General features: G+C 39.4%; 25 protein-coding genes. 12 read left to right on the top strand and 13 right to left on the bottom strand.

All coding sequences use genetic code 11. The features are described 5' to 3' along the window. Positions 1-58: 58 nt before the first annotated feature. From pepB to trmJ, 10 genes are all read right to left on the bottom strand, one after another. A complete protein-coding gene (gene pepB, locus PR725_RS04095; RefSeq protein ID WP_036959049.1) occupies positions 59-1,354 on the bottom strand; it encodes an aminopeptidase PepB in 1,296 nt (431 codons plus the stop codon). A 173-nt stretch (positions 1,355-1,527) separates the two neighbouring features. Further along, positions 1,528-1,728: a Fe-S cluster assembly protein IscX gene (iscX, locus tag PR725_RS04090; protein ID WP_004912658.1), complete on the bottom strand. Its 201-nt coding sequence runs from the start codon at positions 1,726-1,728 to the stop codon at positions 1,528-1,530. 338 nt (positions 1,729-2,066) lie between these two features. Next, positions 2,067-2,402: an ISC system 2Fe-2S type ferredoxin gene (gene fdx / locus PR725_RS04085; RefSeq protein ID WP_004912660.1), complete on the bottom strand. Its 336-nt coding sequence runs from the start codon at positions 2,400-2,402 to the stop codon at positions 2,067-2,069. A 2-nt stretch (positions 2,403-2,404) separates the two neighbouring features. After that, positions 2,405-4,255, bottom strand: a complete 1,851-nt coding sequence (hscA, locus tag PR725_RS04080; RefSeq protein WP_123382556.1) for a Fe-S protein assembly chaperone HscA — start codon at positions 4,253-4,255, stop codon at positions 2,405-2,407. Between the two features lie 12 nt (positions 4,256-4,267). Next, on the bottom strand, positions 4,268-4,789 hold the full coding sequence (gene hscB, locus PR725_RS04075) for a co-chaperone HscB (RefSeq protein ID WP_004912668.1): 522 nt from the start codon (positions 4,787-4,789) through the stop codon (positions 4,268-4,270). Positions 4,790-4,877: 88 nt separating this feature from the next. Then, the gene (iscA, locus tag PR725_RS04070) at positions 4,878-5,201 is read right to left on the bottom strand and encodes an iron-sulfur cluster assembly protein IscA (RefSeq protein WP_004912669.1); all 324 of its coding nucleotides are present in this window, start codon (positions 5,199-5,201) and stop codon (positions 4,878-4,880) included. 201 nt (positions 5,202-5,402) lie between these two features. Continuing rightward, on the bottom strand, positions 5,403-5,789 hold the full coding sequence (gene iscU / locus PR725_RS04065) for a Fe-S cluster assembly scaffold IscU (RefSeq protein ID WP_004264914.1): 387 nt from the start codon (positions 5,787-5,789) through the stop codon (positions 5,403-5,405). Positions 5,790-5,813: 24 nt separating this feature from the next. Then, positions 5,814-7,028, bottom strand: coding sequence for an IscS subfamily cysteine desulfurase (locus PR725_RS04060; protein ID WP_004912674.1), 1,215 nt, complete (start codon positions 7,026-7,028; stop codon positions 5,814-5,816). 121 nt (positions 7,029-7,149) lie between these two features. Further along, positions 7,150-7,647, bottom strand: coding sequence for a Fe-S cluster assembly transcriptional regulator IscR (gene iscR / locus PR725_RS04055; RefSeq protein ID WP_004264917.1), 498 nt, complete (start codon positions 7,645-7,647; stop codon positions 7,150-7,152). Positions 7,648-7,766: 119 nt separating this feature from the next. Further along, positions 7,767-8,498 (bottom strand): tRNA (cytosine(32)/uridine(32)-2'-O)-methyltransferase TrmJ, encoded by a 732-nt coding sequence (gene trmJ, locus PR725_RS04050; RefSeq protein ID WP_004912680.1) that lies wholly within the window; start codon positions 8,496-8,498, stop codon positions 7,767-7,769. A gap of 123 nt (positions 8,499-8,621) precedes the next feature. Here trmJ and suhB point away from each other — a divergent pair, with 123 nt between their 5' ends. Then, the gene (gene suhB / locus PR725_RS04045; protein WP_109911478.1) at positions 8,622-9,425 is read left to right on the top strand and encodes an inositol-1-monophosphatase; all 804 of its coding nucleotides are present in this window, start codon (positions 8,622-8,624) and stop codon (positions 9,423-9,425) included. A gap of 84 nt (positions 9,426-9,509) precedes the next feature. Here the strand turns inward: suhB and PR725_RS04040 are convergent, their stop codons facing one another. Beyond that, a complete protein-coding gene (locus tag PR725_RS04040) occupies positions 9,510-10,526 on the bottom strand; it encodes a zinc-binding alcohol dehydrogenase family protein (protein ID WP_110732031.1) in 1,017 nt (338 codons plus the stop codon). A gap of 143 nt (positions 10,527-10,669) precedes the next feature. Here PR725_RS04040 and PR725_RS04035 point away from each other — a divergent pair, with 143 nt between their 5' ends. From PR725_RS04035 to PR725_RS03990, 10 genes are all read left to right on the top strand, one after another. After that, positions 10,670-11,575 (top strand): GntR family transcriptional regulator, encoded by a 906-nt coding sequence (locus PR725_RS04035; RefSeq protein WP_004912686.1) that lies wholly within the window; start codon positions 10,670-10,672, stop codon positions 11,573-11,575. Between the two features lie 364 nt (positions 11,576-11,939). Next, positions 11,940-13,385, top strand: a complete 1,446-nt coding sequence (locus PR725_RS04030) for a tagaturonate reductase (protein ID WP_181937048.1) — start codon at positions 11,940-11,942, stop codon at positions 13,383-13,385. A gap of 52 nt (positions 13,386-13,437) precedes the next feature. Beyond that, positions 13,438-14,442: a C4-dicarboxylate TRAP transporter substrate-binding protein gene (locus tag PR725_RS04025; protein WP_004912689.1), complete on the top strand. Its 1,005-nt coding sequence runs from the start codon at positions 13,438-13,440 to the stop codon at positions 14,440-14,442. A 77-nt stretch (positions 14,443-14,519) separates the two neighbouring features. Beyond that, positions 14,520-14,999, top strand: coding sequence for a TRAP transporter small permease (locus PR725_RS04020; RefSeq protein WP_004912692.1), 480 nt, complete (start codon positions 14,520-14,522; stop codon positions 14,997-14,999). Beyond that, positions 14,990-16,267 carry a TRAP transporter large permease gene (locus tag PR725_RS04015; RefSeq protein ID WP_109911474.1) on the top strand — a complete coding sequence of 426 codons (1,278 nt, stop codon included), beginning with the start codon at positions 14,990-14,992 and terminating at the stop codon, positions 16,265-16,267. The genes PR725_RS04020 and PR725_RS04015 overlap by 10 nt, the downstream gene beginning before the upstream one ends. A 413-nt stretch (positions 16,268-16,680) precedes the next feature. Continuing rightward, positions 16,681-17,271, top strand: coding sequence for a fimbrial protein (locus tag PR725_RS04010; RefSeq protein WP_109911473.1), 591 nt, complete (start codon positions 16,681-16,683; stop codon positions 17,269-17,271). A gap of 49 nt (positions 17,272-17,320) precedes the next feature. Then, positions 17,321-18,010: a fimbrial biogenesis chaperone gene (locus tag PR725_RS04005; RefSeq protein WP_109911472.1), complete on the top strand. Its 690-nt coding sequence runs from the start codon at positions 17,321-17,323 to the stop codon at positions 18,008-18,010. Positions 18,011-18,024: 14 nt separating this feature from the next. Next, entirely contained in the window at positions 18,025-20,529 is a 2,505-nt protein-coding gene (locus PR725_RS04000; protein WP_109911471.1) for a fimbria/pilus outer membrane usher protein, read from the top strand. An 11-nt stretch (positions 20,530-20,540) separates the two neighbouring features. After that, the gene (locus tag PR725_RS03995) at positions 20,541-21,620 is read left to right on the top strand and encodes a fimbrial protein (RefSeq protein WP_109911470.1); all 1,080 of its coding nucleotides are present in this window, start codon (positions 20,541-20,543) and stop codon (positions 21,618-21,620) included. A gap of 13 nt (positions 21,621-21,633) precedes the next feature. Beyond that, a complete protein-coding gene (locus tag PR725_RS03990; protein WP_109911469.1) occupies positions 21,634-22,338 on the top strand; it encodes a fimbrial biogenesis chaperone in 705 nt (234 codons plus the stop codon). Positions 22,339-22,377: 39 nt separating this feature from the next. On the opposite strand, the gene PR725_RS03985 is transcribed toward PR725_RS03990, so the two are convergent. Together PR725_RS03985 and glyA are read right to left on the bottom strand one after the other, a co-directional pair. After that, entirely contained in the window at positions 22,378-23,529 is a 1,152-nt protein-coding gene (locus tag PR725_RS03985; protein WP_004912716.1) for a 3-phenylpropionate MFS transporter, read from the bottom strand. Between the two features lie 81 nt (positions 23,530-23,610). Next, positions 23,611-24,864, bottom strand: a complete 1,254-nt coding sequence (glyA, locus tag PR725_RS03980) for a serine hydroxymethyltransferase (protein WP_004912718.1) — start codon at positions 24,862-24,864, stop codon at positions 23,611-23,613. Between the two features lie 462 nt (positions 24,865-25,326). Between glyA and hmpA the strand changes: the two genes are divergently transcribed. Continuing rightward, on the top strand, positions 25,327-26,526 hold the full coding sequence (gene hmpA / locus PR725_RS03975; RefSeq protein ID WP_004912719.1) for an NO-inducible flavohemoprotein: 1,200 nt from the start codon (positions 25,327-25,329) through the stop codon (positions 26,524-26,526). The last annotated feature ends 180 nt before the right edge of the window (positions 26,527-26,706 follow it).

Here is a 26,706-nt window from a genome sequence, read left to right as displayed (position 1 = left end):
AGATAAAAAATAGGCACGAAAAGTTACCTTCCCGTGCCTGTTATTAATCAAACATTCACTACTTTGATTTACTGATTAATAAGTTTGCTAATGTTCTTACACCTGTACCCGTTGCGCCTTCTGCCCATAAGCTAACTGCAGATTTACGGTAAGTCGCGGAGCAGTCGATATGTACCCAATTTTGACGATAATTTTCGACAAAATGCGATAAAAATGCCGCAGCAGTGCTTGCGCCTGCAGTGTGCGATGGTGCCGCGATGTTGTTCAAATCCGCAAAGCCAGACGGTAATTGTTGGCGATGGAACTCTGCCAAAGGTAAACGCCAGAACAGTTCAAACTCAGCGTCTGAAGCGCTCATCAAGTCAGCAACTAATTTATCATCGAAGCTCAACACTGAATGGTAGTCATTGCCCACGGCGGTTTTCGCCGCACCCGTCAAGGTTGCAGCATCAATGATCAGCGTTGGTTTTTCTTTGCTCGCATCAATCAGGCCATCAGCTAACACAAGGCGGCCTTCAGCATCCGTATTCATAATTTCAACGGATTTACCATTACGGTAACGAATAATATCACCCAATTTGAATGCATTACCGCTAACCATATTGTCAGCAATACACAGGAACATTTTGACGCGTTTTTGTAAGCCACGAGAAATCGCCAATGCCAATGAACCCGCTAAGGTTGCAGCACCGCCCATATCCGCTTTCATTGAATTCATGGAAGACGATGGTTTGATGCTATAACCACCTGAATCGAAAGTAATACCTTTGCCGACTAACGCAGCAAAAACAGGGGCATTTGGGTTCGCACCTGGGTTGTAATCTAACGCTAAAAAGACAGGTGGGCGACTTGAACCACGACCGACCGTATGAATACCGGTATACCCCTGTTCTAATAAGTCATCGCCTTTAATAATGCGGTAGCTAATGTCTTGTGCGCCCACAGTGCAGAGTAAATCAATGGCGCGTTGTGCGAGTTGTTCTGGGCCTAACTCTTCTGCAGGTGCGTTAATGACATCACGTACCCAATCAATGGTACGAATACGGTTTTCTAATTCTTTGCGGTCTGCTTCAGGCAATACTGGCCATTCAATCGTTCTCGCCCCTTTTGGCGCACGAAAACCTTGCCAAAATGCCCAGCTTTTTTCTAAATCCCATCCTTCGCCAGCCAAAGCAACATTGCGGATCCCTTGACCATCTAATTTACGGCCAGCACTTTGTACTGCACATAATTTACCTGCATGTTTCAGGTGGATTGTCATCCCTTTATCACTAGAGCTTAACAATGCGCCTTCACCCCAACAAGGTGCAGCAGGCTCACAAGAAATCATTACTGGCATAATTTGTTTTGTCATCGTTTTTCTCACTTTGTCTATTTTTGCAGACAGTAAAAACCCATTGATTCTGTCGGCAGATAGCATTACCTTAACTGATAAATACCAATAGGGATATCATTATAGTGCTGATATAAAATAAAAAACCGAGCACTATTTCTGATAGTCACTCGGTTTTTAGGGTAAAACTCTACTTATTCGAACTCATCCAGCCAAACTAACAAAATGGCTTCTAGGATTTTCTCATTCGATTTTTGCGGGTCATCATCAAATTCTTCTAAATCGCAAATCCACTGGTGCATATCAGTAAAGCGCACCGTTTTAGGATCAACATCAGGAAATGCGTCGTACAGTGCTTCACCGATTTCGCGGCTATTTGACCATTTTAAACTCATTTTCTCTCACCAATTTGATTATTAAATGATTTTTACCATTGATGCTCTACGTTACAACGCCAAACATGCCGAGCATTTCAATTTTTTAAATAATTCACATTGTAGCTAGGCGGCGATTGAGCTAATCCCTAGGAGCATACAAAAGTATGTGATTCGAGTTAGCGAAAGAAGCCAACAACGCTACAGTATGAAGTATGACGAGCGTTTGTTTCTATTTTTTAAATAATTCACGTTGTAGCTAGGCGGCAAGTTGAGCTAATCCCTAGGAGCATACAAAAGTATGTGACTAGGGTTAGCGAAAGAAGCCAACAACGCTACAGCGTGAAGTATGACAAAAATCAGTGTTCGCGGGCGTGATTGATAGTATAACGAGGGATCTCTACCACTAAATCCTCATCCGTCACCAATGCTTGACAACTTAGACGGCTTTCAGGCTCTAACCCCCATGCTTTATCTAACATGTCATCTTCGAGTTCACTGCTTTCTTCCAGTGAATCGAAACCTTCACGAACAATACAATGACAGGTTGTACAAGCACAGGATTTTTCACAGGCGTGCTCAAGCTCAATACCGCTGCGTAGTGCAACATTTAAAATAGATTCGCCTTCTTGTGCTTCAACTACTGCACCGTCTGGACATAAATCACTATGAGGTAAAAAAACTATTTTAGGCATAATTATATCTCATCCACAGAATGGCCTGACAACGCTTGGCGAATGGAGGTATCCATGCGACGCGCTGCAAACTCCTGCGATTGCTTATCCAGTTGTTTAATGGCATTTTCAATTACGATTGGGTCTGTACCCTCAACCGCTTTAATTAACTCATTGACTGCATTATCAATTTCTGACTCTTCTTCTGGCGTCAGTAAATTGCCATCTTGGGCTAATGCGCTCGTTAAACTTTCAAGCACTCTTGCAGCTTCAACTTTTTGCTCCGCTAAGCGGCGCGCATTTAAATCATCTTGCGCGTTAGTCATTGAATCTTTAATCATGTTTGAAATTTCGTTATCCGTTAACCCATACGATGGCTTAACTTGAATCGATGCTTCTACACCTGTCGATTTTTCCATGGCGCTAACACTCAACAGCCCATCGGCATCGACTTGAAAAGTCACACGAATATGTGCCCCACCTGCGGCCATCGCTGGAATATCACGCAAGGTAAAGCGAGCTAATGAACGGCAATCTGCCACCATTTCGCGTTCACCTTGTACGACATGAACGCTCATCGCCGTTTGACCATCCTTAAAGGTGGTAAACTCTTGGGCTCGAGCAACAGGGATGGTGGTGTTACGCGGGATCACTTTTTCGACTAATCCACCCATCGTTTCCAAACCAAGAGAGAGTGGGATCACATCTAACAACAGCATCTCGCTATCAGGCTTGTTTCCGACTAAAATATCCGCTTGAATTGCAGCGCCAATGGCGACAACTTTATCTGGGTCGATGGATGTCAGTGGTGATTTACCAAAAAACTCCCCGACTTTTTGACGTACTAGTGGCACACGAGTCGAACCACCGACCATCACGACATTCAGAACATCTTCAGCCTCAACACCCGCATCTTTTAACGCACGGCGACAAGCCATCAGAGTGCGCTTTACGTAATTTTCAATTAACGTTTCAAACTGCTCACGACGAATTTCCCCTTGCCAGTTGGCAAGCTGAATAGTCACTGTTTCTGCATCACTAAGCGCAACTTTGGTTTCTGTCGCCACATTTAATAACTGACGATTTAAATGATGATCACCTTGTAATGAAACCCCTGCCTGCTCAGCAATCCACTGAGCCAATACTTGGTCAAAGTCATCACCACCAAGCGCGGTATCGCCGCCCGTTGCTAACACTTCAAAAACACCACGGCTCAGGCGTAAAATGGACACATCAAAAGTGCCACCACCGAGGTCATAAACAGCAATCACACCTTCTTGCCCAGAGTCTAATCCATAGGCAATCGCAGCCGCAGTCGGTTCATTCAGCAAACGCAATACATGTAAGCCTGCAAGGCGCGCTGCATCTTTGGTCCCTTGGCGTTGTGCATCATCAAAATAAGCCGGTACTGTGATCACTACGCCATCCATTTCCCCACCTAAGGTTTCTTCAGCACGTTTTGCTAGTGTTCTTAGAATGTCAGAAGAAACTTGGATTGGGTCAACTTGGCCAACCACGGTTTGAATAAACGGCAAACCATTTTCACTGGCAGTCAATTGATAAGGTAAGTCAGGGTAGCGTTTTTGAATATCGGCTAATGAACGCCCCATCATACGTTTCACTGAAATAATGGTATTGACCGGGTCTTGCTCGGCAAGCTGTTTCGCTTCCCATCCCACTAATTTGCTTTCGGGTTGATAATTAACAATCGATGGTAATAAAAAGCGCCCTTGGCTATCAGGCAAAGCTGCAGCTTCACCACTGCGCACTGTCGCAATCAAAGAGTGGGTGGTACCTAAATCAATGCCTGCAGCCAATTTGCGTTGATGCGGAGCTGCTGTCATACCGGGTTCGCTGATTTGTAGTAACGCCATAATCGTTTTCTCTTAAAATTCATCTAGTAATCGTTCTTCGAGTTGCTCTGCTTGCTGCTGAAGCTTGTCGAGAAAACGTAGTTTACGTACGGTATCAGCGGCTTTTTCCCACTGCATGGCATCTAGCTCTGTCACCATCAGTGCACTTCGTGCTTGCTGCATTTGTTTGACGCTCTGCATAAATTTAGCCAATAGATCAAGTGCGTCATCACTGTTCTCAATATTGTCTAACTCTTCGCGTAGCTCAAGTTGCTCCATCAAAAATGCCGTATCATGCATGGTATGTTGTTCGTTATTAATATCAAAACCATGCAATGAAAGCATATATTCCGCGCGTTTTAGCGGATGACGGAGGGCTTGATAAGCAGCATTAATGGTTGCTGCTTTTTGCAGTGCTTGCATTTTCTCCTGTTCAGAACAGGTTGCAAAACGGTCAGGATGGTATTGACGCTGTAAGTCTTGAAAACGTAACGTCAGTTGTTCGCTATCGATGGCATAGATGGGAGTCAACCCAAAAAGAGTAAAATAATCCATAAGTGCTCAGTTTCTCGAACCGGTTACCAATACCACTAATAAAATATAATTAGTAAGATTGGCCAAAAATTAGGCTTAATAAAACGCATTATACGTGAAAACTTTCACCGCATCCGCATTCACTATTGACGTTAGGGTTATTAAATTTAAACCCTTCGTTTAAGCCTTCTTTCACGAAATCCAGCTCAGTACCATCAAGATAAACAATGCTCTTGCCATCGATGATGACTTTCACACCTTTATCTTCAAAAACTGTGTCTTCTTCATTGATTGTATCAGCAAATTCAAGAACATAAGCCATTCCTGAACAACCTGAAGTTCTTACACCTAAACGCAAGCCTTCGCCTTTCCCACGATTTTGTAGAAAGGATTGAATACGCTGCGCAGCACTTTCTGTAAGAGAAATAGACATTGCAAACCTCACTTTAGAAACAAACAAGGCAGATGCTACTCATGAGTCGCATCCGCCTTCAAATTATTTTATACCCACCCTATTTCTAAACTAAGAAACTCAGCGATGTTTAGCCTAGACGCCGTGGGTATTGTTCCAGTTATAGGACGATAACTTGTTGTTATTTATTAATATGGGTTGCCCTATAGACTGATTAAAAACTTATTTGCTTTGGCGTTTGCTTTTGTAATCAGCAATAGCAGCTTTAATTGCATCTTCAGCCAGAATTGAACAGTGAATTTTCACTGGTGGTAATTCTAACTCTTCGGCAATCGCTGTATTTTTGATTGACTCCGCTTCGTCCAAACTTTTGCCTTTCATCCATTCAGTCACGAGTGAACTTGATGCAATTGCTGAACCACAACCATAAGTTTTAAAGCGTGCATCTTCAATAATGCCGTCATCATTTACTTTAATCTGTAATTTCATGACGTCACCACAGGCAGGTGCGCCTACCATACCGCTACCTACGCTTGGGTCGCTGTTATCAAACGAACCAACGTTGCGTGGGTTTTCATAATGATCGATAACTTTTTCACTGTAAGCCATTTTTAAACTCCTGAAACCGTCTGATTAATGGTGAGACCATTCGATGCTGTTAAGATCTACGCCGTCTTTGAACATTTCCCATAAAGGAGACAGCTCGCGTAAGTGGCCAATTGCGCCATGAATCATTTTGATTGCATAGTCAATTTCTTCTTCTGTCGTGAAACGACCTAAAGAGAAACGGATTGAGCTATGTGCCAGCTCATCATTCATCCCTAAAGCGCGCAGTACATAAGAAGGTTCTAGGCTTGCAGAAGTACATGCAGAACCTGAAGATACAGCCAAATCTTTTAATGACATCATCAGTGATTCACCTTCAACATAGTTGAAGCTGACGTTCAGAATGTGCGGCGCACCGTGTTCTAAATCACCATTGAGGTAAACTTCTTCGATATCTTTAATGCCATTCCACAAACGTAACCGTAAACCGCGTAAGCGTTCAGATTCCGCCGCCATTTCTTCTTTGGCAATACGGTAAGCTTCGCCCATACCCACGATTTGGTGTACAGGTAATGTCCCAGAACGCATACCGCGCTCATGACCACCGCCATGTTGCTGCGCTTCAAGGCGAATACGCGGTTTGCGGCGCACATATAACGCACCGATACCCATTGGCCCGTAAAGTTTGTGAGCAGAGAATGACATTAAATCCACTTTTAGCGCACTAAGGTCGATAGGTAATTTACCTACGCTTTGTGTTGCATCAACGTGGAAAATAATTCCTTTGCTACGGCATAATTCACCGATAGCTGCGATATCCTGCACAACCCCAATTTCGTTATTAACATGCATAATAGAAATTAAAATGGTGTCTTCACGGATAGCGTCTTGTAGGTCTTGCATAGCAATTAAACCATTGCTTTGTGGTGACAGATAAGTCACTTCAAAACCTTCACGCTCTAATTGGCGGCAAGTATCTAAAACGGCTTTGTGTTCCGTTTTACAGGTAATAATGTGGTTGCCTTTCTTTTTATAGAAATTAGCAGCGCCTTTAATCGCTAAGTTATCAGACTCAGTTGCGCCTGAGGTAAATACAATTTCACGTGGGTCAGCACCCACTAATTCGGCGATTTGATTGCGAGCAATATCCACCGCTTCTTCAGCTTGCCAGCCGAAACGATGAGAACGGGACGCTGGGTTACCAAAGTTCCCATCCATTGTTAAACATTGCATCATTTTTTCAGCCACACGCGGGTCAACCGGTGTTGTTGCTGAATAATCAAGATAAATTGGTAATTTCATTGCTCACTTACTCCAAAGGACAAGCTAACTTGCCTTTAATTTTTAAAGATACAAATGGCGGAAATTAGCTCTTCGTCTAATAACTCACCAAAATGTACCGACTGCAATTTTTTTAATATTTTTAAGCACGTACATTGATAATCGATTCAGGTGTAATCCCATTTGGCATGGTCTTACGCTGTTCGTTATCTTGTCTATCAGCAACAACCATGACTTCTTGGTTTTTAACCAGTTCATCAAGGCTAATGCTGCTAAGGAAACTTGTAATTCTATCGCTTAAATCGCGCCATAATGCGTGAGTTAAGCAGCGATCACCATTTTGGCAACCTTCTTTATTACCCTGACAACGGGTGGCGTCAACAGATTCATCTACCGCAGCGATTACTTCAGCAACAAAGATTTGGTCTGCGTCTCTACCAAGCAAATAACCGCCACCTGGACCGCGCACACTCGAAACTAACTCGTTTTTACGTAAACGAGAGAAAAGTTGCTCAAGATAAGAGAGGGAAATTCCCTGACGTTCAGAAATGTCAGCTAAAGGCACTGGACCTGACTGAGAGTGTAATGCGACATCTAACATCGCAGTTACTGCGTAACGCCCTTTGGAAGTGAGTCTCATAACATATTACTCCATGGTAAATTATGGTCAGATTGTGACATTCCTGAGTAATTTAGTCAACTATTTACCTGACTAATTTACTCAAGTATTATTCACCTGATTTTACCACGGATTTAACCTCACTTTTTCGCCCATTTTTCCATTGATGTTAAGATACCCCGCAGGATATGTAACTCTTGGGTTTCGATATGCGCTCGAGTGAATAAACGGCGTAATTTATTCATAATTAAGCCAGGGTGCGCTTTACGAATAAAACCTGATTCATTCAACACGCTCTCAAGATGGACATAAAAACGTTCAACATCTTCTGACGGTGGGTATTCTACCTCATCATCAGCGGAAATTACCGTATTTTTTTCATCCATTGAAAGATACGCCATGCGTATTTCATAACTCACCAATTGCACTGCCATCGCTAAATTCAAAGAACCGTATTCTGGGTTTGTGGGGATATATAAATGATATTGGCATTTTTGAAGTTCTTCGTTGGTTAAGCCCACTCGCTCACGGCCAAATACGATAGCAACAGGTGATTCTTTGGATTGCTCAACAGATTTAATGCCGCATTCACGTGGTTCAACCATTGGCCAAGATAAGGTGCGAGAACGTGCACTGGTACCGATCACTAACTTACAGCCTTCTAAAGCTTCATCGAGAGTTTTAACTATTGTCGCATTACCAATAACATCACTTGCCCCGGCAGAAAGCGCAATAGAGTGTGAATCAGGTTCAACGAGAGGATTAACGAGGTACAGATTAGAAAGCCCCATGGTTTTCATGGCACGAGCTGTTGAGCCCATATTACCAGTGTGTGAGGTTTCAACAAGAACAATACGGATGTTATCTAACATGATTTATACGTTTAATGAAAAAATTATTGCAATAGCTTAACACAAAATTGCTTATTGTGACGAACATCTATATACTTCGGCACTCAAGTTTTTCGTTCTTTAACATTCCAGTGGAAAAAGCCCATGCATCCGATGCTTAACATCGCCATACGTGCAGCACGTAAGGCCGGTAATCACATAGCTAAAAACTATGAAATGCCTAGCAATATTAAAGTCACTCAGAAAGGCACTAACGATTTCGTTACTAACGTTGACCAAGAATCTGAGCAACTGATTATTGAAATCATCCGCAAATCATATCCTGACCACACTATTATCACTGAAGAAAGTGGTGAACTAATTGGTAAAGATGATGATATTCAATGGGTAATCGATCCACTGGATGGCACTACCAACTTCACAAAACGTCTCCCCCATTTTTCTGTTTCTATCGCTGTGCGCGTTAAAGGCCGTACAGAAGTTGCTGTTGTTTATGACCCAATGCGTAATGAATTATTTAGCGCAGTACGTGGGCAAGGCGCTCAGCTTAACGGTTATCGTATTCGCATCGACGAAAAACGTGACCTTGATGGCGCTATCGTTGCGACAGGCTTCCCTTTCAAACAAAAACAACATGCACCTGTCTATATGAACATCATGACTGCGATGTTTAACAAATGTGCTGATTTGCGTCGTACCGGCTCCGCAGCATTAGATTTATGCTATGTGGCTTCTAGCCGTGTTGATGCTTTTTTTGAAATTGGTTTAAAACCGTGGGATTTCATGGGCGGTGAGCTGATCATGCGTGAAGCTGGCGGCATCATAACTGACTTTGTTGGCGGTCATAATTATTTAGCCTCAGGTAACTTAGTTGCTGGTAGCCCACGTGTTGTTAGAGACATACTGTCCGTCATGAAAGATGAGTTATCAGAAGCATTAAAGCGCTAACACATCCTTTCTAGAGACGAACTAAAAACAAAACCCACTTTATATTGTGGGTTTTTTTGTTGTTATTTAAAGATAAATTGTTATTTAAAATAAAATAACACCTTTAATTAATTCACGATTATTAATAACATCACTTTCATAAATATCACCAATGGTATTAAAATCAAATTGATGCGTTAGCATCATACCACTAGATAACTTACCTTCTGCCATTAACCTTGCAACTTTATTGAAATCTTCAGGAGTGGCATTTCGGCTTCCCATCATTGTTGTCTCTTTCTTATGAAAATCTGGATCTGGAAACGATAAATTACCTTTAAATAGCCCAACAAATACAATTAAGCCACCATGACGAATTAAATTCACCGCGGTGTTCATTGCGTGTTGATTCCCCGTTGCATCAATAACTTTCTCAGCAAGCATACCTGAAAAATGGTGTTCAATACTTGATAAGTAGTTTTCATCGGCTGGGTCACACGTTTTTAAGCCTAATACTTTTTCAACATGTTGACGACGTGCCTCGCTGGTATCAGCCACTAATACGTTAGCACCATCCGCTTTAGCAATAGCAGCAACACCTAGCCCTATAGGCCCTGCCCCTACAACTAAAACAGTATCTTGAGGTTTAACCTGCGCACGCCTGACGGCATGAGCACTGATTGAAAATGGTTCGATTAAGGCGCCATCAATATCTGTAACTGTATCTTCAATCGCTAATACATTTTTCTCTGGCACATTTAAATATTCACAAAAACCACCATCTTCGTGAACGCCAATAACTGAAATTTTTTCGCAGCAATTTGTTTTTCCTTCCTTACAAGCACCACATTCATAGCAGGCAACATAAGGCATTACAGCAACACGCTGACCGACTTTCCATTGTGTAACGTCAGGTGCAACATCACAAATAGTTCCAGAGATTTCATGTCCTAATACTCGTGGATATTGAAAAAAGGGCTGATTTCCTCCCCAAGCGTGGATATCCGTTCCACATATTCCAACCGCATGTATTTTTATTTTTACATGCCCAACTTGCACTGTAGGTTCAACGACTTGTTGATAGACTAATTTTTTAGGTTCCTGACAAATCAATTGTTTCATATTTTCCTCCGTCAATTAATCTGTCTTTTTTAATTTAAAAAACATAGACTAGATACTTAACAACCGAATTTTGTGATTAAATGTTTTTAAATCGGTTTTAAATCGGTCTTTAAAGAATAAAAATCAGATTAAGGAGTGTTTAAATGGTGAGGAGTAAAAATGTACGCTATGGGTCAATTAATGAATTTTTAGACGCTATACATAAAAATTTATTAACATCCCCCTTTCCCTCACAATCTTCTTTAGCTGAGATGTTTAATATCAGTCGAACCACAGTGAGACATACCCTCGAATATTTATTAGAAAAGAAAATCATTGAAAAACAAGGGAGTGAATATCATGTTATTCGCTATCCCAATAAAACTGATTTCTTTCCTGTTGAATCAAGTCTTCCTGATCAACAAATCGTCTTATTCGAAAAAGCGTTTTATCAAATGATTAAACGCAAAGAATTGATGCCTGGGGATACTTTTACTGAATTACAACTAGCAAAAAAAAGCCATGTAAGTTCTAGTATTGTTCGGGAGTTCTTAGTGGAGTTTTCTCGTTATGGGTTAATTAAAAACACCCACCGGGGGAACTGGCACATGATGAAATTTTCGCGTGAATATGCAGAAAAGCTTTTTGAGTTCAGGGAATTGCTAGAAACCAATGCTCTGACTCATTTTTTAAATTTACCACCAGATGACCACCGTTGGATTTTAGCGAAAGAGCTATTACTCAAACATAGGACACTACGGGAAACCGTTACTATCAATTACCGCGACTTTTCCCAACTAGATTATGAACTACATAGTCTTATTTTATCAGGTGCCAATAACCCGTTTTTTAATCAGTCTCTTGAAATCATCACTGTGATATTTCACTTTCAATATCAATGGGATGAGTCAGATTTAAAAGAAAGAAATGTACTGGCAATTGAAGAACATATGACCATTTTAAGTGCTTTGATTAGCCGTAATGATATTGTGGCGATGAATGAACTTCGACATCATTTAGATACCGCTAAAAGAACTATGATTAACTCCATACAGCAAACTTATGAATAAATAACATTAAGTTACAAGGCCAATGAATGGTCAACGATGACTTATTCTTTGGCTCGATAATATATACATCAAATAAAACCTGAATTTTTTAGTAAAAAAAACAACTTAATTATAAAATTACTATTAATCAAAATTATAAAAAATAAAAATATTACTATTTTTCATGCAATTAAAATACCAACTAACTAAATAGATTGAATTCATTTATAATTCCATCTGTTTTTAACTGATAAAAAACAGATTAAAAACATCAAAAAGCCATTCATTCCACAAAATTGATGCAATTAATAGTCCATAGAAAAAAATACTTCTAGTCTGAATCAACACCGGATGATTAATACACATAATAACTAGAGGAATGGTCATGGATTACTTAAATAGACAGTCAATGGCTAATAAGCAATACCCAGAGAGAATTTTGCAATTCGGAGAAGGTAATTTTCTACGTGCTTTTATCGACTGGATGGTTGACCAACTGAATGAAAAGACAGATTTCAATAGTGGCATTACGCTTGTCAGGCCAATTGACTCATCACATCCCTCAATCAATCAGCAAAATGGACTTTATACTGCCATCACCAGGGGAATTAATGAACAAAAACAAAGCGTTTCGAATATAAGAATTATTAATTCGGTTAACCGTGAAATACTGATTTATTCTGAATATGATAAGTTTCTAAAATGTGCAGAAAATCCCGAATTACAATGGATCTTCTCTAACACGACGGAAGCAGGGATCGTATATAAGTACGACGTACGCTTAGAAGATGCACCAGCAAGTAGTTTCCCTGCGAAACTTACTCAGTTTTTATTTCACCGCTTTCAACATTTTAATGGTGATAATAGCAAAGGGTTGTTCATCATCCCCTGTGAGTTAATTGACTATAATGGCGATAAGTTACAAGAGTTTGTGAATCAACATGCGCAAGACTGGCAACTCCCCGCAGATTTTATTGCTTGGCTAAATAGCAGTAATACGTTTTGTTCTACGTTAGTCGATAGGATCGTTACTGGCTACCCGAAAAATGAAATTGAGAAACTGGAAAAAGAATTAGGTTATAAAGACGATTTTCTCGTCACTGCTGAATATTTCTATTTATTTGTCATTCAAGGGCCAAAAATACTAGAGCAGAAGCTAAAACTGAATGAATTACCATTAAATATCAAAGTAGTCGATGACATAAAGCCCTACAAAGAGCGTAAAGTTGCAATCTTAAATGGTGCGCACACCGCGATGGTTCCTGTTGCTTACTTGGCAGGGATCAGAACTGTCCGTGATGTCACTAGCAACCCAATCTTTTTAGCTTTCATTAAAGATTTAATTGATAATGAAGTTATTCCTGTTTTATCTCAAAGCCCTTCGGAGCTCGCGGCTTTTGCCTCCGCAGTTATTGACCGCTTTAATAACCCATATATAGAACATGAATTAATTTCAATATCTCTAAACTCGTTAACTAAATTTAAAACTCGCCTATTACCTCAATTAATCTCTTATGTTAAGCAATACAATAAAATTCCTTATTGCATTTCATTTTCACTTGCTGCACTTATTGTTTTCTATCGAGGAAAACAGGCTGAACAACTCATTCCTTTAAATGATGATGATTATTTACTTGAACGCTTTAAAGCTTGGCATGAACTCTATGACTCAAATGTAAAACAACTTACTGAAAATGTGCTAGCAATGTCTGATTTATGGGGATTAAACCTCAACGAAATACCACAATTACAAGATGATGTGAGCCAAAAAATTACTGAAATTCTGAGTAGCGGTACAGAATCAATGCTACGCAGAAAATACATTGGTTAGAAAAAGAAAATAAATACTTAAAACAATAAATCCCCCTACAGGAGATACCTTTATGAAACTGAGCACATTAAACGGAAAAAAACTTCTTAGCTTAACACTCAGCACAATGCTATTAATGGGCAGCATGACAAATGCCGCATTTGCAGATGCTAAATATAAGTTAAAAGTCGCTTATGAAAATAACCCTGGAGAGCCTTTTGATTTAGCTATTCACGAATGGGCAAAAAAATTCAATGAAAAAACTAATGGTGAAGGTGAATTAATTCCTTATCCAAGCTCACAATTAGGCTCCAAAAAAGATGTCATCGAACAAATGAAGTTAGGTAGCCCACTAATTACCTTAGCAGATGGTGCCTTCTTTTCTGATTATGTACCTGATTACGGCATTATGTTTGGGCCGTATTTAGGACTATCTTATAAAGATATTTTTAAATTAAATGCCTCACCTTGGTATGGTTCCTTAGAACAACAGTTAGATAAAAAAGGCCTTCACGTGGTTTCTAAAGATTGGTTATATGGTTCACGCCATATCTTAGCCAATAAAATGATCCAAACTCCAGATGACCTAAAAGGTTTAAAAATTCGCGTCCCCAATAATAAAATTCAAATTAAAGGTTTAGAGGCAATGGGTGCCACACCAACACCATTACCTTTAGCAGAAGTTTATACTGCACTTAATCTTAAAATTATTGATGGCGCAGAAAACCCAATTCCTGTGCTATATGGGCAAAAACACCATGAAGCGGCCAAATTCTTGATTTTAACGGGTCATGTAGAGAACGTAACCAACCTAGTCATGGGCAGCAAAACCTACGCTAAATTACCTGAAAATATTCAGCAGGCTTTAGTTGAATCAGGAAATGAAGCTGGGCAATTCCTAACAGATTTAGTCTTACAACAAGAAAAAGAAATCATTGAGAAAATGAAAAATGAAGGTGTTACTGTTGTTGAAGTAGACAGAGCGCTCTTCAAAGAAAAATCTAAGCCTTTCTATAATGAATTCCCTGAATGGTCTGCGAATTTATATCAACAAACTCAAGATATTATTAATAAGTAACCCTATTACTTGGCGGTTAATACCGCCAATATTTTTACAATACAAATGGTTAACTATTATTCTCGCAAGGATCTTTTATGTTTAAATTTCTGGGGAAATTAAGTGATATAGTGGCTTCTCTTGCTGTTGCCGCTATTGTCATTATTACCATTCTTGCTGTATTCATGCGTTGGCTTCTTAATGACCCTTTAATGTGGAGTGAGGAAGTTTTAATCATTTGCTACATTTGGTTGGTGATGATTGGCGCAGCATCTGCGGCAGGCAAAAGAATGCATGTCAGTATTGATGCAATTACCTCTTTATTTCCTGAAAAAGTACAATTAGCTATTGCGGTCGTTACTCATATTATGGCCATTATTGCTTTATCAATTTTTGGTTATCTTGGATATGAACTCTCTATTATTGCAGAAGACAAAATAACACCAATTATTGGTGTCTCTTATTATTATATCGACCTTTCTGTACCCATTGGCGCATCCATCATGGTGTTATTTTCTATCCAACATTTACTGGAAGACATGAGTAAATTACTAAAAGGAGATAAACCATGTCAGTAATTATCGCCTGTATCGTATTAATATTCTGCTTTTTAATTAATGTTCCCATTTTTTTAAGTGTACTGATTGCATTACTCACCTACTTTTTCTCTGCGGGTGACATTTCTCCCCTCATTGCGGTACAACGCATTATTGGGGCTGGGGAAAATGTGACGTTACTTGCTATCCCTTTCTTCATTTTGTTAGGTAACCTTTTGAATTACACTGGTATTACTAGACGAATGTTGAAATTTACTGGTACTCTGTCTGGCCACTATCCAGGAGGACTTGCCCAATCTAACGTATTATTAAGTACAATGATGGGCGGACTTTCTGCATCTAACCTCGCTGACTGTGCAATGCTATCTAAAATGTTAGTGCCAGAAATGACAAAATTAGGTTATGGAAAAAGCTTCTCTGCCGCTGTCACTGCCGCAGGATCATTAATAACACCTATAATTCCACCGGGTATTGCATTAATCATCTATGGATTTGTCGCTGACGTCTCTATTGGTAAGATGTTTATGGCTGCAATCATTCCTGGATTAATGTGCTGCGTTGCTTTAATGGTTGCAATTTATCTGATTGCAAAAAAACGTGGATATAAGCCTGCTAGAGATAAAGCACCTACATTTGCTGAAGTTTACCAAACAGGTAAAGGAGCGATGTCTGCTTTCCTATTAGTTCTCGTTATTATTGGTGGAATTCGCTTTGGTATTTTTACACCAACAGAAGCTGGTGCTATTGCTGTACTTTACGTTATTGTAATTGGTACCTTCTTTTATCGTGAAATGAAGTTAAAAGACATTGCTGCCTCATTTTTAGAAACAGCCCGTTCAACAGCAAGTATCATGCTCATTATTATGACTTGTTCCGCATTAGCATGGGTATTGACGAACGAGCAAGTGGCGCAAGATGTTGCCAGAATGATGACCAATTTTTCTGATAACCCGTATGTCTTCTTAATGATTGTCAATGCGGTGTTGTTAATCCTAGGTATGTTTATTGAAGGAAATGCCGCAATTATTGTCCTTGTTCCATTATTAATGCCTACAGTAAAGCTATTAGGGATTGATCCTATCCATTTTGGCATTGTCATGATCCTTAATTTGGCCATCGGCTGCTTAACACCGCCAATGGGAACCGTCATGTTTGTAGCCACATCGATTACTGGTGTCCGTATTTCTGATTTTATTCGTGAAGTTATGCCCTTGTTCTTTGCATTAATTATCGTTTTACTCTTAGTCACCTTTATGCCTGTATTTACTACTTTCCTACCAAGCTTATAAGATATCTTTCAATGGCAAATCATTTTCTATGATTTGCCATTTTATTATCAATTTATTTTTTATAAATTAAATTTTATTTAATTCCATGAGTTAATATTACTTCTATTTATGATTAAGTTAATTGACCTTTGCCATTGTCATAATAACACTTACAACGAGAAGTATTCCAATAGACAAACCACTAACCACCAATAAACACACTTATTACGCGTTATTTTGAAACAATCAAAAAAATAATATTACATTAAATTCATATATATAAAAAACACACCAATCTCATTATTTGTTTTTTTAATTTTGAATTTGAAAAAAATGCACTTTATATCTAGCATAAAACAATACAGCTAATTTACATTCAGCTGTTAATCAAAGTTATATAACTTTATTTTATTTTTGACCTTATGGGGTTAATTATGTCTAGATATATACTACCTCTGTCTTTACTTTCTTTATCTTTTATATCAGGTTCAGCACTTGCAATAACGAATAGTGCTGGGGGAATTATTTCAATTTCTGGAGCAATAAGCGATACAACTTGTACCATTAATGGCGGAAATAGTGCCGATATGACTGTTGTTCTTGATCCAATAACCGTAACAGATGCAGGGACAACTGCCGCCACGGTTATTTCTAAAAATCAAAAACAATTTTCTTTAACTTTCTCTGATTGCGCACCCGCAAGCGTCCCTGTAAGTAATCTGAAATTACACTTCTATTCGTCAAGTAATATTTCTCCTTCCGGTTTGTATTTAGTGAATACTTCCGTGAATGAAAATGATGCTTCCGTTGCCAAAAACGTCGGATTTAGTTTATCTAAAACCAGTACTCCAACCACCGCAATTCCACTCAATGTGGCTTTTGATACTAACCTTACAGGAGCTGATACTGGTGGTGCGACAGGAGCTACCCTCAATTTAATTGCCAGTTATTATAAAACTAATGCAACTGCCGCCAAAGTCGGTCTTTTGCAATCAAACGTAATATATACAGTTTCCTATTTATAATTATGACTTAGCCAGGCTTTTATTAGCCTGGCTTTAAATGGATGCTATTATGAAAATTCTAGTTTTATTACTCACTATTTTATTTTCGAGCGCAACACTTTCTAATGTTATTATTACTGGCACTCGAATTATATATCCTGCTGACGCTGATAGTATTGCTGTACAATTAACCAATAACAGTAAAACATCGTCTCTTGTTCAGTCATGGATTGATAACGGTGATGAAAATTCCACGCCTGAGAATTCTGAAGCGCCTTTTTATTTATCCCCTCCTATTGTTAAAATTGAAGGTTTACAAGGTCAGCAACTAAAAATTAAAAAAATACCCGGAAAACTTCCTGAAAATGTTGAAAGCGTATTTTTCTTAAATGTTTTAGATATTCCTAAAACGCCAGAGTCTGCTAAAGGCAAAAATGCAATTCAGCTAGCCACACGTTCACGAATTAAAATTTTTTATCGTCCTATTGGGCTAACTGAATCTCCCGATGAGGTTATTAATAATGCAAGCTATCAGATTAAAAATAATAAAATATTAGTTAAAAATAATTCACAATACCATTTAACTATTGCAGCTATCGCACCATCTGACGATAAAAATAACTCATTAACTGATTCTGCGATGATTGCCCCTATGTCTGAAAAAGAATTACCTATTAAAGGAATAATGAAAAACCACGATCTTATTTTAATGTATGTGGATGACTATGGTGTTTTCAAATCTAAAAATATTAAACTTTAATAGAAGAAATCATCGTGAAAAAAGAAAATTATCTCTATCTCCTAATCTTAATAGGACTACAAAGTTATCAAAAGAACTCAATAGCGGACGAGTTTGAGACTTCCCTATTGGTAGGTAAATCTGCACAAGGAGATATTTCACGATTCTATACTGACAATAACATTCCATCAGGTAAACAATTAGCCGACCTTTATGTCAATAATAATTGGAAAGGTCAGTTTGAAATTGATATCAATAATGATGGTAAACTGATCAGCCTTGCTGCTGATGATGTGCAAAAATTAAATCTGAATTTGTCTTCTGAGGTAATTGAACAAACCAAACAACAGCCATTTATTCCTATAGATGATTTAGTACCCAATATAAAGTATAAATTTAATATCAACGACCTGCGGCTCGATATTATCGTCCCTCAAGTCGCTCTGAAACAAATCGAAGCTAACTATGTTGACCCCAGCCTCTGGAATTATGGCGAGCCTGCAATTATTTTTTCTTATAATACAAATTATTATAGTTACAAAGAGAAAAAAAACTCAAAAACCAGCAGTGACAATTTTTATGCGACCTTAAATTCAGGCATTAATTTGGGCGCCTGGCAATTTAGAGATGAGTCCAGCTATCGACATAGCTCTCATGGTAGCCAAAAATGGAAAAACAATACCCGTTATATTTATCGCCCCCTTAGTGCAATCAAATCCGGGTTGAAATTAGGTGATTTTTATACACCTGCAGCCCTATTTAATAGTATTCGAGTTCGAGGCATTGCATTGGCAACAGAAGCCAGTATGTTGCCAAATTCAAGTCAAAATTTTGTCCCCATTATACGCGGTGTCGCTCAAACAAATGCCTTAGTCAGCGTATACCAAAATAACAATCTGGTTTATCAAGAAAACGTTCCCCCTGGTGAGTTCGCATTTAATGACCTTCAGCCTAGTGCTGGTGGTGGTGACTTATTCGTCGTTGTCCAAGAAGCTGATGGAAGGCAAGAAACCTTTACTGTACCCTATTCTGCTGTACCTGATATGCTCAAACAAGGCGTTTACAATTACAGCCTCATTGCTGGGCAAACAAAAATCGACAATACCCATTATCAACCCAAATTTACTCAAGGTGAGTTTCACTATGGTTTAAATAATTTAGTGACACTTTATGCAGGAATGTTATTTAGCGAAAAATACTATTCCGGCGTTATTGGGAGTGGTTGGAATTTTAGTTTTGGGGCCATTTCAGCTGATATTACGCAAGCAAATACTAAATTAGATTCAGGCGATCATAGTGGTCAAAGCTATCGCTTGACTTATAACAAATATATTAACGCAACGTCGACCAATTTAACCTTGGCGTCATATCGTTATTCGACTAGTGGCTACTATAGTTTTATTGATGCCATTTATTCCCAAGACAATTATCGCGCTTGGAAAGTTTATCAAGACCAGCTATCAGAAAAACTCGGCAATAATATTCCACCTGAACTTTCACTCACTAATTATGACGCCTTACGCGGTTCACGTGCTAAAAACACATTTACATTGAATTTAAACCAACAATTAGCAGATGGTTATGGTTCGGTATTCATCTCGGGGACACATCGTGATTATTGGAATACAAACGGTAATAGCCGTGAATATCAAGCTGGTTATGCCAATAACTATAACGATATTTCCTATAGTGTGTCTGTTTCACGTGTTCGTAATTACGACAGCGAAGAAGAAACACGTATTTATGCCAACTTTAGTGTTCCTTTTTCTTTATTTGAAAAACGCGCCAATATTAGCATGGGAAGTTATTTCACTGACTCTCGTTACCAACAAACTACGCTAAGTGTCAGTGGTATTGCAGGTAAAAATGACCAAGTCAATTATACGTTAACTGCAACGAACCAAAACGGTGGGAATAACTTAGTTGGTGGCAACGTCAGCTATCAGCTTCCCTCTAGCACGCTTTCAGGATCTTACACAGAGGCCAATAATTACCGCCAAACTGGTTTAGGCGCCAAAGGAACTCTGGTTGCTATCCCTGGGCATATTGTTTTTTCAGGGGAAGCAGGACAAACCTATACCATCATTGATGCTCCAATGGCCAGTAACATGATGGTCAACGCCGATAAAACTACCTTAACCAACCAACAAGGTGTCGTTTTAGTTGCTAATTCCACACCGTATAGAACCAATACCTATACCTTGACGGATACAGAAAAAACCGCAGGTGCAGAGGTGCTCGGTAATATGGCCAATGTGAGTCCATATCAAGGAGCGGTGAATTACATCAAACTCGAAACCGATACACGACAAACTTATCTCATCCGAGGCGTGCTTGCTAATGGCGATAGCTTACCTTTTGGTACAGAAATCACAGATGCTAAACAGCAAAGTGTTGGTTATGTCGGTCAATCTGGCGTGATGTATATCAAAAGTGAGCAATTACCGATGGCATTGCACATAAAGCTTAAAGGGAAAAAGACATGTGTTATTGAGCCACTACTCAATACGATGGATAAGAATAAAAACCTCTGTCGATAAAGGAAAACATGATGAAAAAAATCACTTTAGCACTGATGCTTTCCAGTATATTGGCTTATAGCCAGTATTCCTCAGCACATTGTAGACAAACATCTACAGTGACGGCTCCCGCTCTTGCTTTTGATTTATCGACAGAACTTACCAGTACATCGACTCAAGTTAGTAAAAATAGCAGAACCATCTACCCTGGAACTTTTACCTGTACTGCAAGAGGATTGCTTTTTCCTAACTCTATCGGTATTGCATCCCCCTTCCAAGGCAGAACAGCCACTATTGGTTTTAATGGTGGAAAGCAGTTTGTCTCAATTACAGTCACTGCATTAGAAAAAGATAGAGTTGTCGGCCTTACGGAAGGTATACATCAAGGTAGTGAGCTCGATACAAATTTTACCGTTCAATTTAATTTGCTCACAGCCAAACCCGGAACCAACTATGTCGAAGTATCAGGAAGTACCGCCACAGTTACCCCTATTGTACTCGCCTCTGATGCATCCAGCTTGGGAATTCTACAGTGGTTATTAGATATTGTAGTCAAATTAGTCACTTTTCTGTTAACGCTACAATGGCCAACCAGTGCCGATGACATCTACTTACAACCAATGACCTTAACTTATAATCCCATTCTCACTACCTGTAATTTTGTTAACCAAGGTTTAGTCGTTGCGCTACCCCCAGTAAGTATCAATGCGGTGAAAACTGTAACCAGAGCAGGCTACACGCCATTCACGCTTAACTTTACCTGCCAAGACTTTTTAGCAGGCGGTAATGCTTCTCGTGATGTATCTATTTTTTTATCCAGTAGTAATTTACTCTCAAATGATAAAACAACCTTGAATAATACCATTAGCCAAGGTGCTAAAGGCGTTGGTTTCCGATTAGTTAGCGCAAGCAATCTCAATACACCGTTAGTACTTTCGGATAGCGTAGCAGCTAAAAATGGCGCGACAAATATTTTTACTGTCCTTAAAGGAAATCCGATTTCCCCTTCTTTTTCAGTAAACTTAGGTGCTTATTACCATGCATACAACCCAAGTAGTGTCACTCAAGGACAAGTCTCAAGTACTGCAACCGTGGTGATGTCATACAATTAGAAAGGAAAATATTATGGACGGAATAATTAAAATCACAGGGTTTGCTACGTTACTATTTTTTAGCGTCCAAGCATGTGCGAGCCTTGTTTTACAAGGAACACGAATTATTTTTCCTAGCGATAAAAAGGCCGTCGGGATTCAACTGACTAATTACAGTGAACAAGCCACATTGACTCAAAGTTGGGTGGATGAAGGTAACCTCGATTCAACACCAGAAACGACGAACGCGCCATTTATTGTGACCCCCCCCGTTACTAAAATCGCGGCAAATGACGGAGCTCAATTACAAATACGCTTTATTGGCGACAAACTCCCTACGAATAAAGAGTCTGTATTTTATTTAAATGTATTAGACATTGCGCCAAAGCCAAAACAAATAAATAGTGCAAATATGCTGCAGTTCGCCATTCAAACACGGATTAAAGTTTTTTATCGACCAATTGCGCTTATAAATAAACCAGATGATTTAATCAATAACATTAAATTCCATTTAGCTAAAGATGGCATTATCGTCAACAACCCAACCCCTTATTTTTTAAGTATTGCCAATATCTATCTAGCTAATAATGAAAGCCGTTCTATTACAAAAAGCTCGATGATTGCGCCATTTTCATCACAAATCTTCCCTTCAACCGCCGTCATTAATCACGGAGAAAATATAACAATGATTTATATTGACGATACAGGGAAACAAATTCAGTACCAAACCAAGCTATAAAAATAGGTTTAGCCCCTTTTATAGCTTGGTTGATAAATACTAGGATTGAGCTACAACTTTAGGGCGGATAAACACGGCAGGAATAGCAAGAAGCGCCATTAAATAGAAAACTACACCATGATGAGCAGGCACTCGCTCATAAATATACCCCACAATAATAGTCAGGACGGCTAACCCACCACCGGTTGCGAGGGCAGAGTAAACACCTTGTAATGGGATAATTTCATTTTCTTTTCTTGCGCTGATAAAGCGCATTGCCGCTAGATGACAAATCGTAAAAGTCCCACTGTGAAGAATTTGCACTACAATTAACACAGGTAATGCAGTAAACGCCCCCATCAGCCCCCAGCGGATAATTCCACAAAATGCGGATAACAGCAGTAAATTACGCGCACTCCAACGCCGGAACAAACGGTGACTTAACATAAATACAATGACTTCAGCAACCACCCCCAGCGACCATAAATTACCGATCACTAAATCTGAATAACCCGCCTCTTTCCAAAATAGGGAAGCAAAACCATAATAAGCTGCATGGGCCCCTTGTAATAAGGTCACACAAATTAAAAACCTAACGACGTTTTTATCAGCAATCAACTGTTTAAAAGTGACTTTATTGCCACCTTCAATTTTCGCCGCTCCCATTGGCATAATTGCCGGTTTCATCATTGCGCCTAGTAATAATGCTAAACAGCTTACTATCAACGCTACCATGATGGCTTTATTACCCCAAACACCTGCTAAATACCCCATCAATGAGGAGCCAATAATAAAAGCTATCGACCCCCAGACGCGAATTTTGCCATAGTCAAAGGTAAATTGTTTTTGCCATGTTCCTGCCAGTGAATCTCCTAACGGAACCATTGGCGCAAAAAATAAGTTAAAGCCTATCATTACAAATAGCAGCCATGCCCAATGAGAACCCAAAGCAAAACCAACAGAGAAAATGAGTGAAAGCCCTGCAAGTAAACGTAGTGCCGTAATCAGTTTCGAGGGCTCTTTAACTAAAGGAGTAATGAACATCGCGCCAAGGAAACGGGCTGCTAACCCTACCCCTAACAAAACACCAATCATTTCTGCATCAATTCCCTCACCTTGTAGCCAAACTGACCAAAATGGTAAGAAAATACTGTAGGCAAAAAAGTAGGTAAAATAATCAATGGCTAGCCAACGCGTTGATGGAATGACCATCATCCCTCCGTTTTTTCAATGCAAAAAACCCGCTCATACATACATGTAGAAGCGGGTTTTAATCACGAATTGTCGTTTAAATTATGCGTAAACTGGGTATTTCTTGCAAATTGCTAATACTTTTTGTTTTACGCTCTCAATGGTCGCTTCGTCATTGAGGTTGTCTAGGATATCACACATCCAGCCCGCTAGCTCACTCGCTTCTGCTTCTTTAAAGCCGCGGCGTGTAATTGCAGGAGAACCGATACGTACACCAGACGTTACGAATGGGCTCTTAGGATCGTTAGGTACACTGTTTTTGTTAACTGTGATATTCGCACGGCCCAGTGCAGCATCTGCATCTTTACCTGTGATATCTTTGTCTACTAAATCCACTAAGAACAAATGGTTTTCCGTTCCACCAGATACGACTTTATAGCCACGTTTTTGGAAAACGTCGACCATTGCTTTGGCATTTTTAGCCACTTGTTGTTGGTAAACTTTGAATTCTGGTTCCATCGCTTCTTTCAATGCAACCGCTTTACCTGCAATCACATGCATTAAAGGGCCACCTTGAGAACCTGGGAATACGGCTGAATTGATTTTTTTGTATAACTCTTCGTCACCACCTTTAGCTAAAATTAATCCACCACGTGGACCTGCTAAAGTTTTATGTGTTGTTGTCGTCACAACATGTGCGTGAGGCACTGGGTTTGGATAAACACCAGCAGCAATCAAACCTGCTACGTGAGCCATATCCACAAACAGATAAGCACCAATGCCATCTGCGATTTCACGCATTTTTGCCCAATCAACCACACCTGAATACGCAGAAAAACCACCGATAATCATTTTTGGTTTATGTTTTTCAGCTTGCGCTTTGATATCATCGTAGTCAATTTTACCGCTTTCATCGATGCCATAAGGAACGATGTTGTACAGTTTACCTGAGAAGTTAACTGGTGAACCGTGAGTTAAGTGACCACCATGTGCCAGATTCATCCCCAGAACAGTATCACCTGGCTGTAATAACGCCATGTAAACAGCAGCGTTAGCTTGTGAACCTGAGTGCGGTTGCACGTTCGCATAGTCAGCACCAAATAGTTCTTTCGCACGGTCAATCGCTAATTGTTCTACCACATCAACATACTCACAACCGCCATAGTAGCGTTTGCCTGGGTAGCCTTCTGCATATTTATTGGTTAGCTGAGAACCTTGAGCCTGCATGACTCGTGGACTGGTATAGTTTTCAGAAGCAATTAATTCAATGTGTTCTTCTTGACGTTGTACTTCTTGCTCCATTGCTTCCCATAATTTTGGATCGTAGTCAGCAATATTCATTTCACGCTTTAACATTCGCTTCTCCTGCCTCAGCAATTCAATAGGTTGAAAATCGATTCATCGCAATGACACACAGTGTAAACTCTTTTTCTCTCTTGAGATAGCCCTAAAGAAAAAATATACGCAAACGATTGCATTAATTTTTTTCACTTCATTTGCTTCTGAAGGCTCCACTATAAAATAGCTTAAATTTTAATTTTTAACGTAGAAACATCCAGATTTGCTAGCCCCTTCTCATTGTGTGCTTAATTCCGACATATTTTCCCAGTTTGAGTCTTTACATAAAACCTTAAATATTATAAGTTGTATTTAAAATACATGTTTATAAATAAACTTTATGTCTCTCAAAAAAGAGTGATTTATTGGGATGAAATATACTTATCCCAATGATGTAAAAGGATATGTTTGTACAAAACTAAAAACTGACGCCTTACGATCACTACGATGAGAACATGAAAATAATTCAGGAGCACCTGTATGCTAGATAGCCAAACCATCGCCATTGTTAAATCCACCATTCCTGCCATTGCTGAAACAGGGCCAAAACTAACCGCACATTTTTATGATCGGATGTTTAAACAACACCCTGAACTAAAAGATATTTTTAACATGACTCACCAAATGAATGGCGACCAACGTGAAGCTCTATTCAACGCTATTTGTGCTTATGCGGTAAATATTGAAACCCCTGAAGCACTGATTTCAGCGGTTGAAAAAATTGCCCAAAAACACGTTAGTTTAAATATCAAACCTGAGCATTACCCTATTGTTGGGGAAAATTTACTGGCGGCTATCGATGAACTACTTAGCCCAGGCCAAGAAGTACTTGATGCTTGGGGAAGAGCTTACGGGGTCTTAGCTGATATCTTTATTGGTCGTGAAGCAGTAATTTACCAAGAGAATGCAGATAAAATTGGGGGCTGGGAAGGTTTACGTGAATTTAAATTGAAACAAAAACAGCCCCAAAGTGATGTGATCACCAGTTTTGAATTCGTACCTGTCGATGGGAAACCTGTCGCGGATTACCGCCCAGGCCAATATATCACTATTTATGTGAACAACCAGGGATTTGAAAACCAAGAAATCCGCCAATACTCACTGACGACTGCGCCTAATGGCCGTAGCTACCGTATTGCAGTAAAACGTGAAGAACAAGGCTCAGTTTCTAATTTCTTACATCAACAATTAAATGAAGGTGACCATGTACTACTCGCCCCACCATGTGGTGATTTCTTCATTGATGTTGATGGCCAGACACCTGTTACCTTGATCTCTGCAGGCGTTGGTTTAACCCCAATGCTGAGTATGTTAAATCATCTAACAGAACAAGGTCACAATGCTCAAGTTAATTGGTTCCATGCCGCTGAAAATGGTGCTGTTCATGCCTTTAGGCACGAAATTCAACAACTATTAGCAAAACAACAAACCAGCCAATCTGCGATTTGGTTTAATCAACCAAGAGAGGAAGATCGTCTCGGGTTTGATTACCAATATGAAGGTTTAATGAATTTAGAATTGGTACGTGAATGGATTGAGCAACCGAACATGCAATTCTATTTCTGTGGCCCTGTTGGTTTTATGCAGCACGTAGGCAAACAGCTAATTGCAATGGGTGTCGATGCCGATGCTATTCACTATGAATGTTTTGGACCACATAAAGTATTACCCCTCAATTAATGGATAAAAAATGCTCTTCTGTTTAGAAGAGCATTCTCTGAAACATATTAACTGAAGAAAATGGTTTAAATGGTTAAGTGTTTGCCCTTTTTCTAAATTTAGCGGTAACGGACTCGCATAATAAATACGCAATTCTAATCCCATTCCTGTGTATTTTCCGTTACCGCTTTTTCACATAAC

The sequence above is a fragment of the Providencia sp. PROV255 genome, from assembly GCF_028478065.1.
Lineage (GTDB): Bacteria > Pseudomonadota > Gammaproteobacteria > Enterobacterales > Enterobacteriaceae > Providencia > Providencia rettgeri.
The sequence above is the reverse complement of the archived record's forward strand: the minus strand, read 5'-3'. Positions and strand labels throughout refer to the sequence as shown.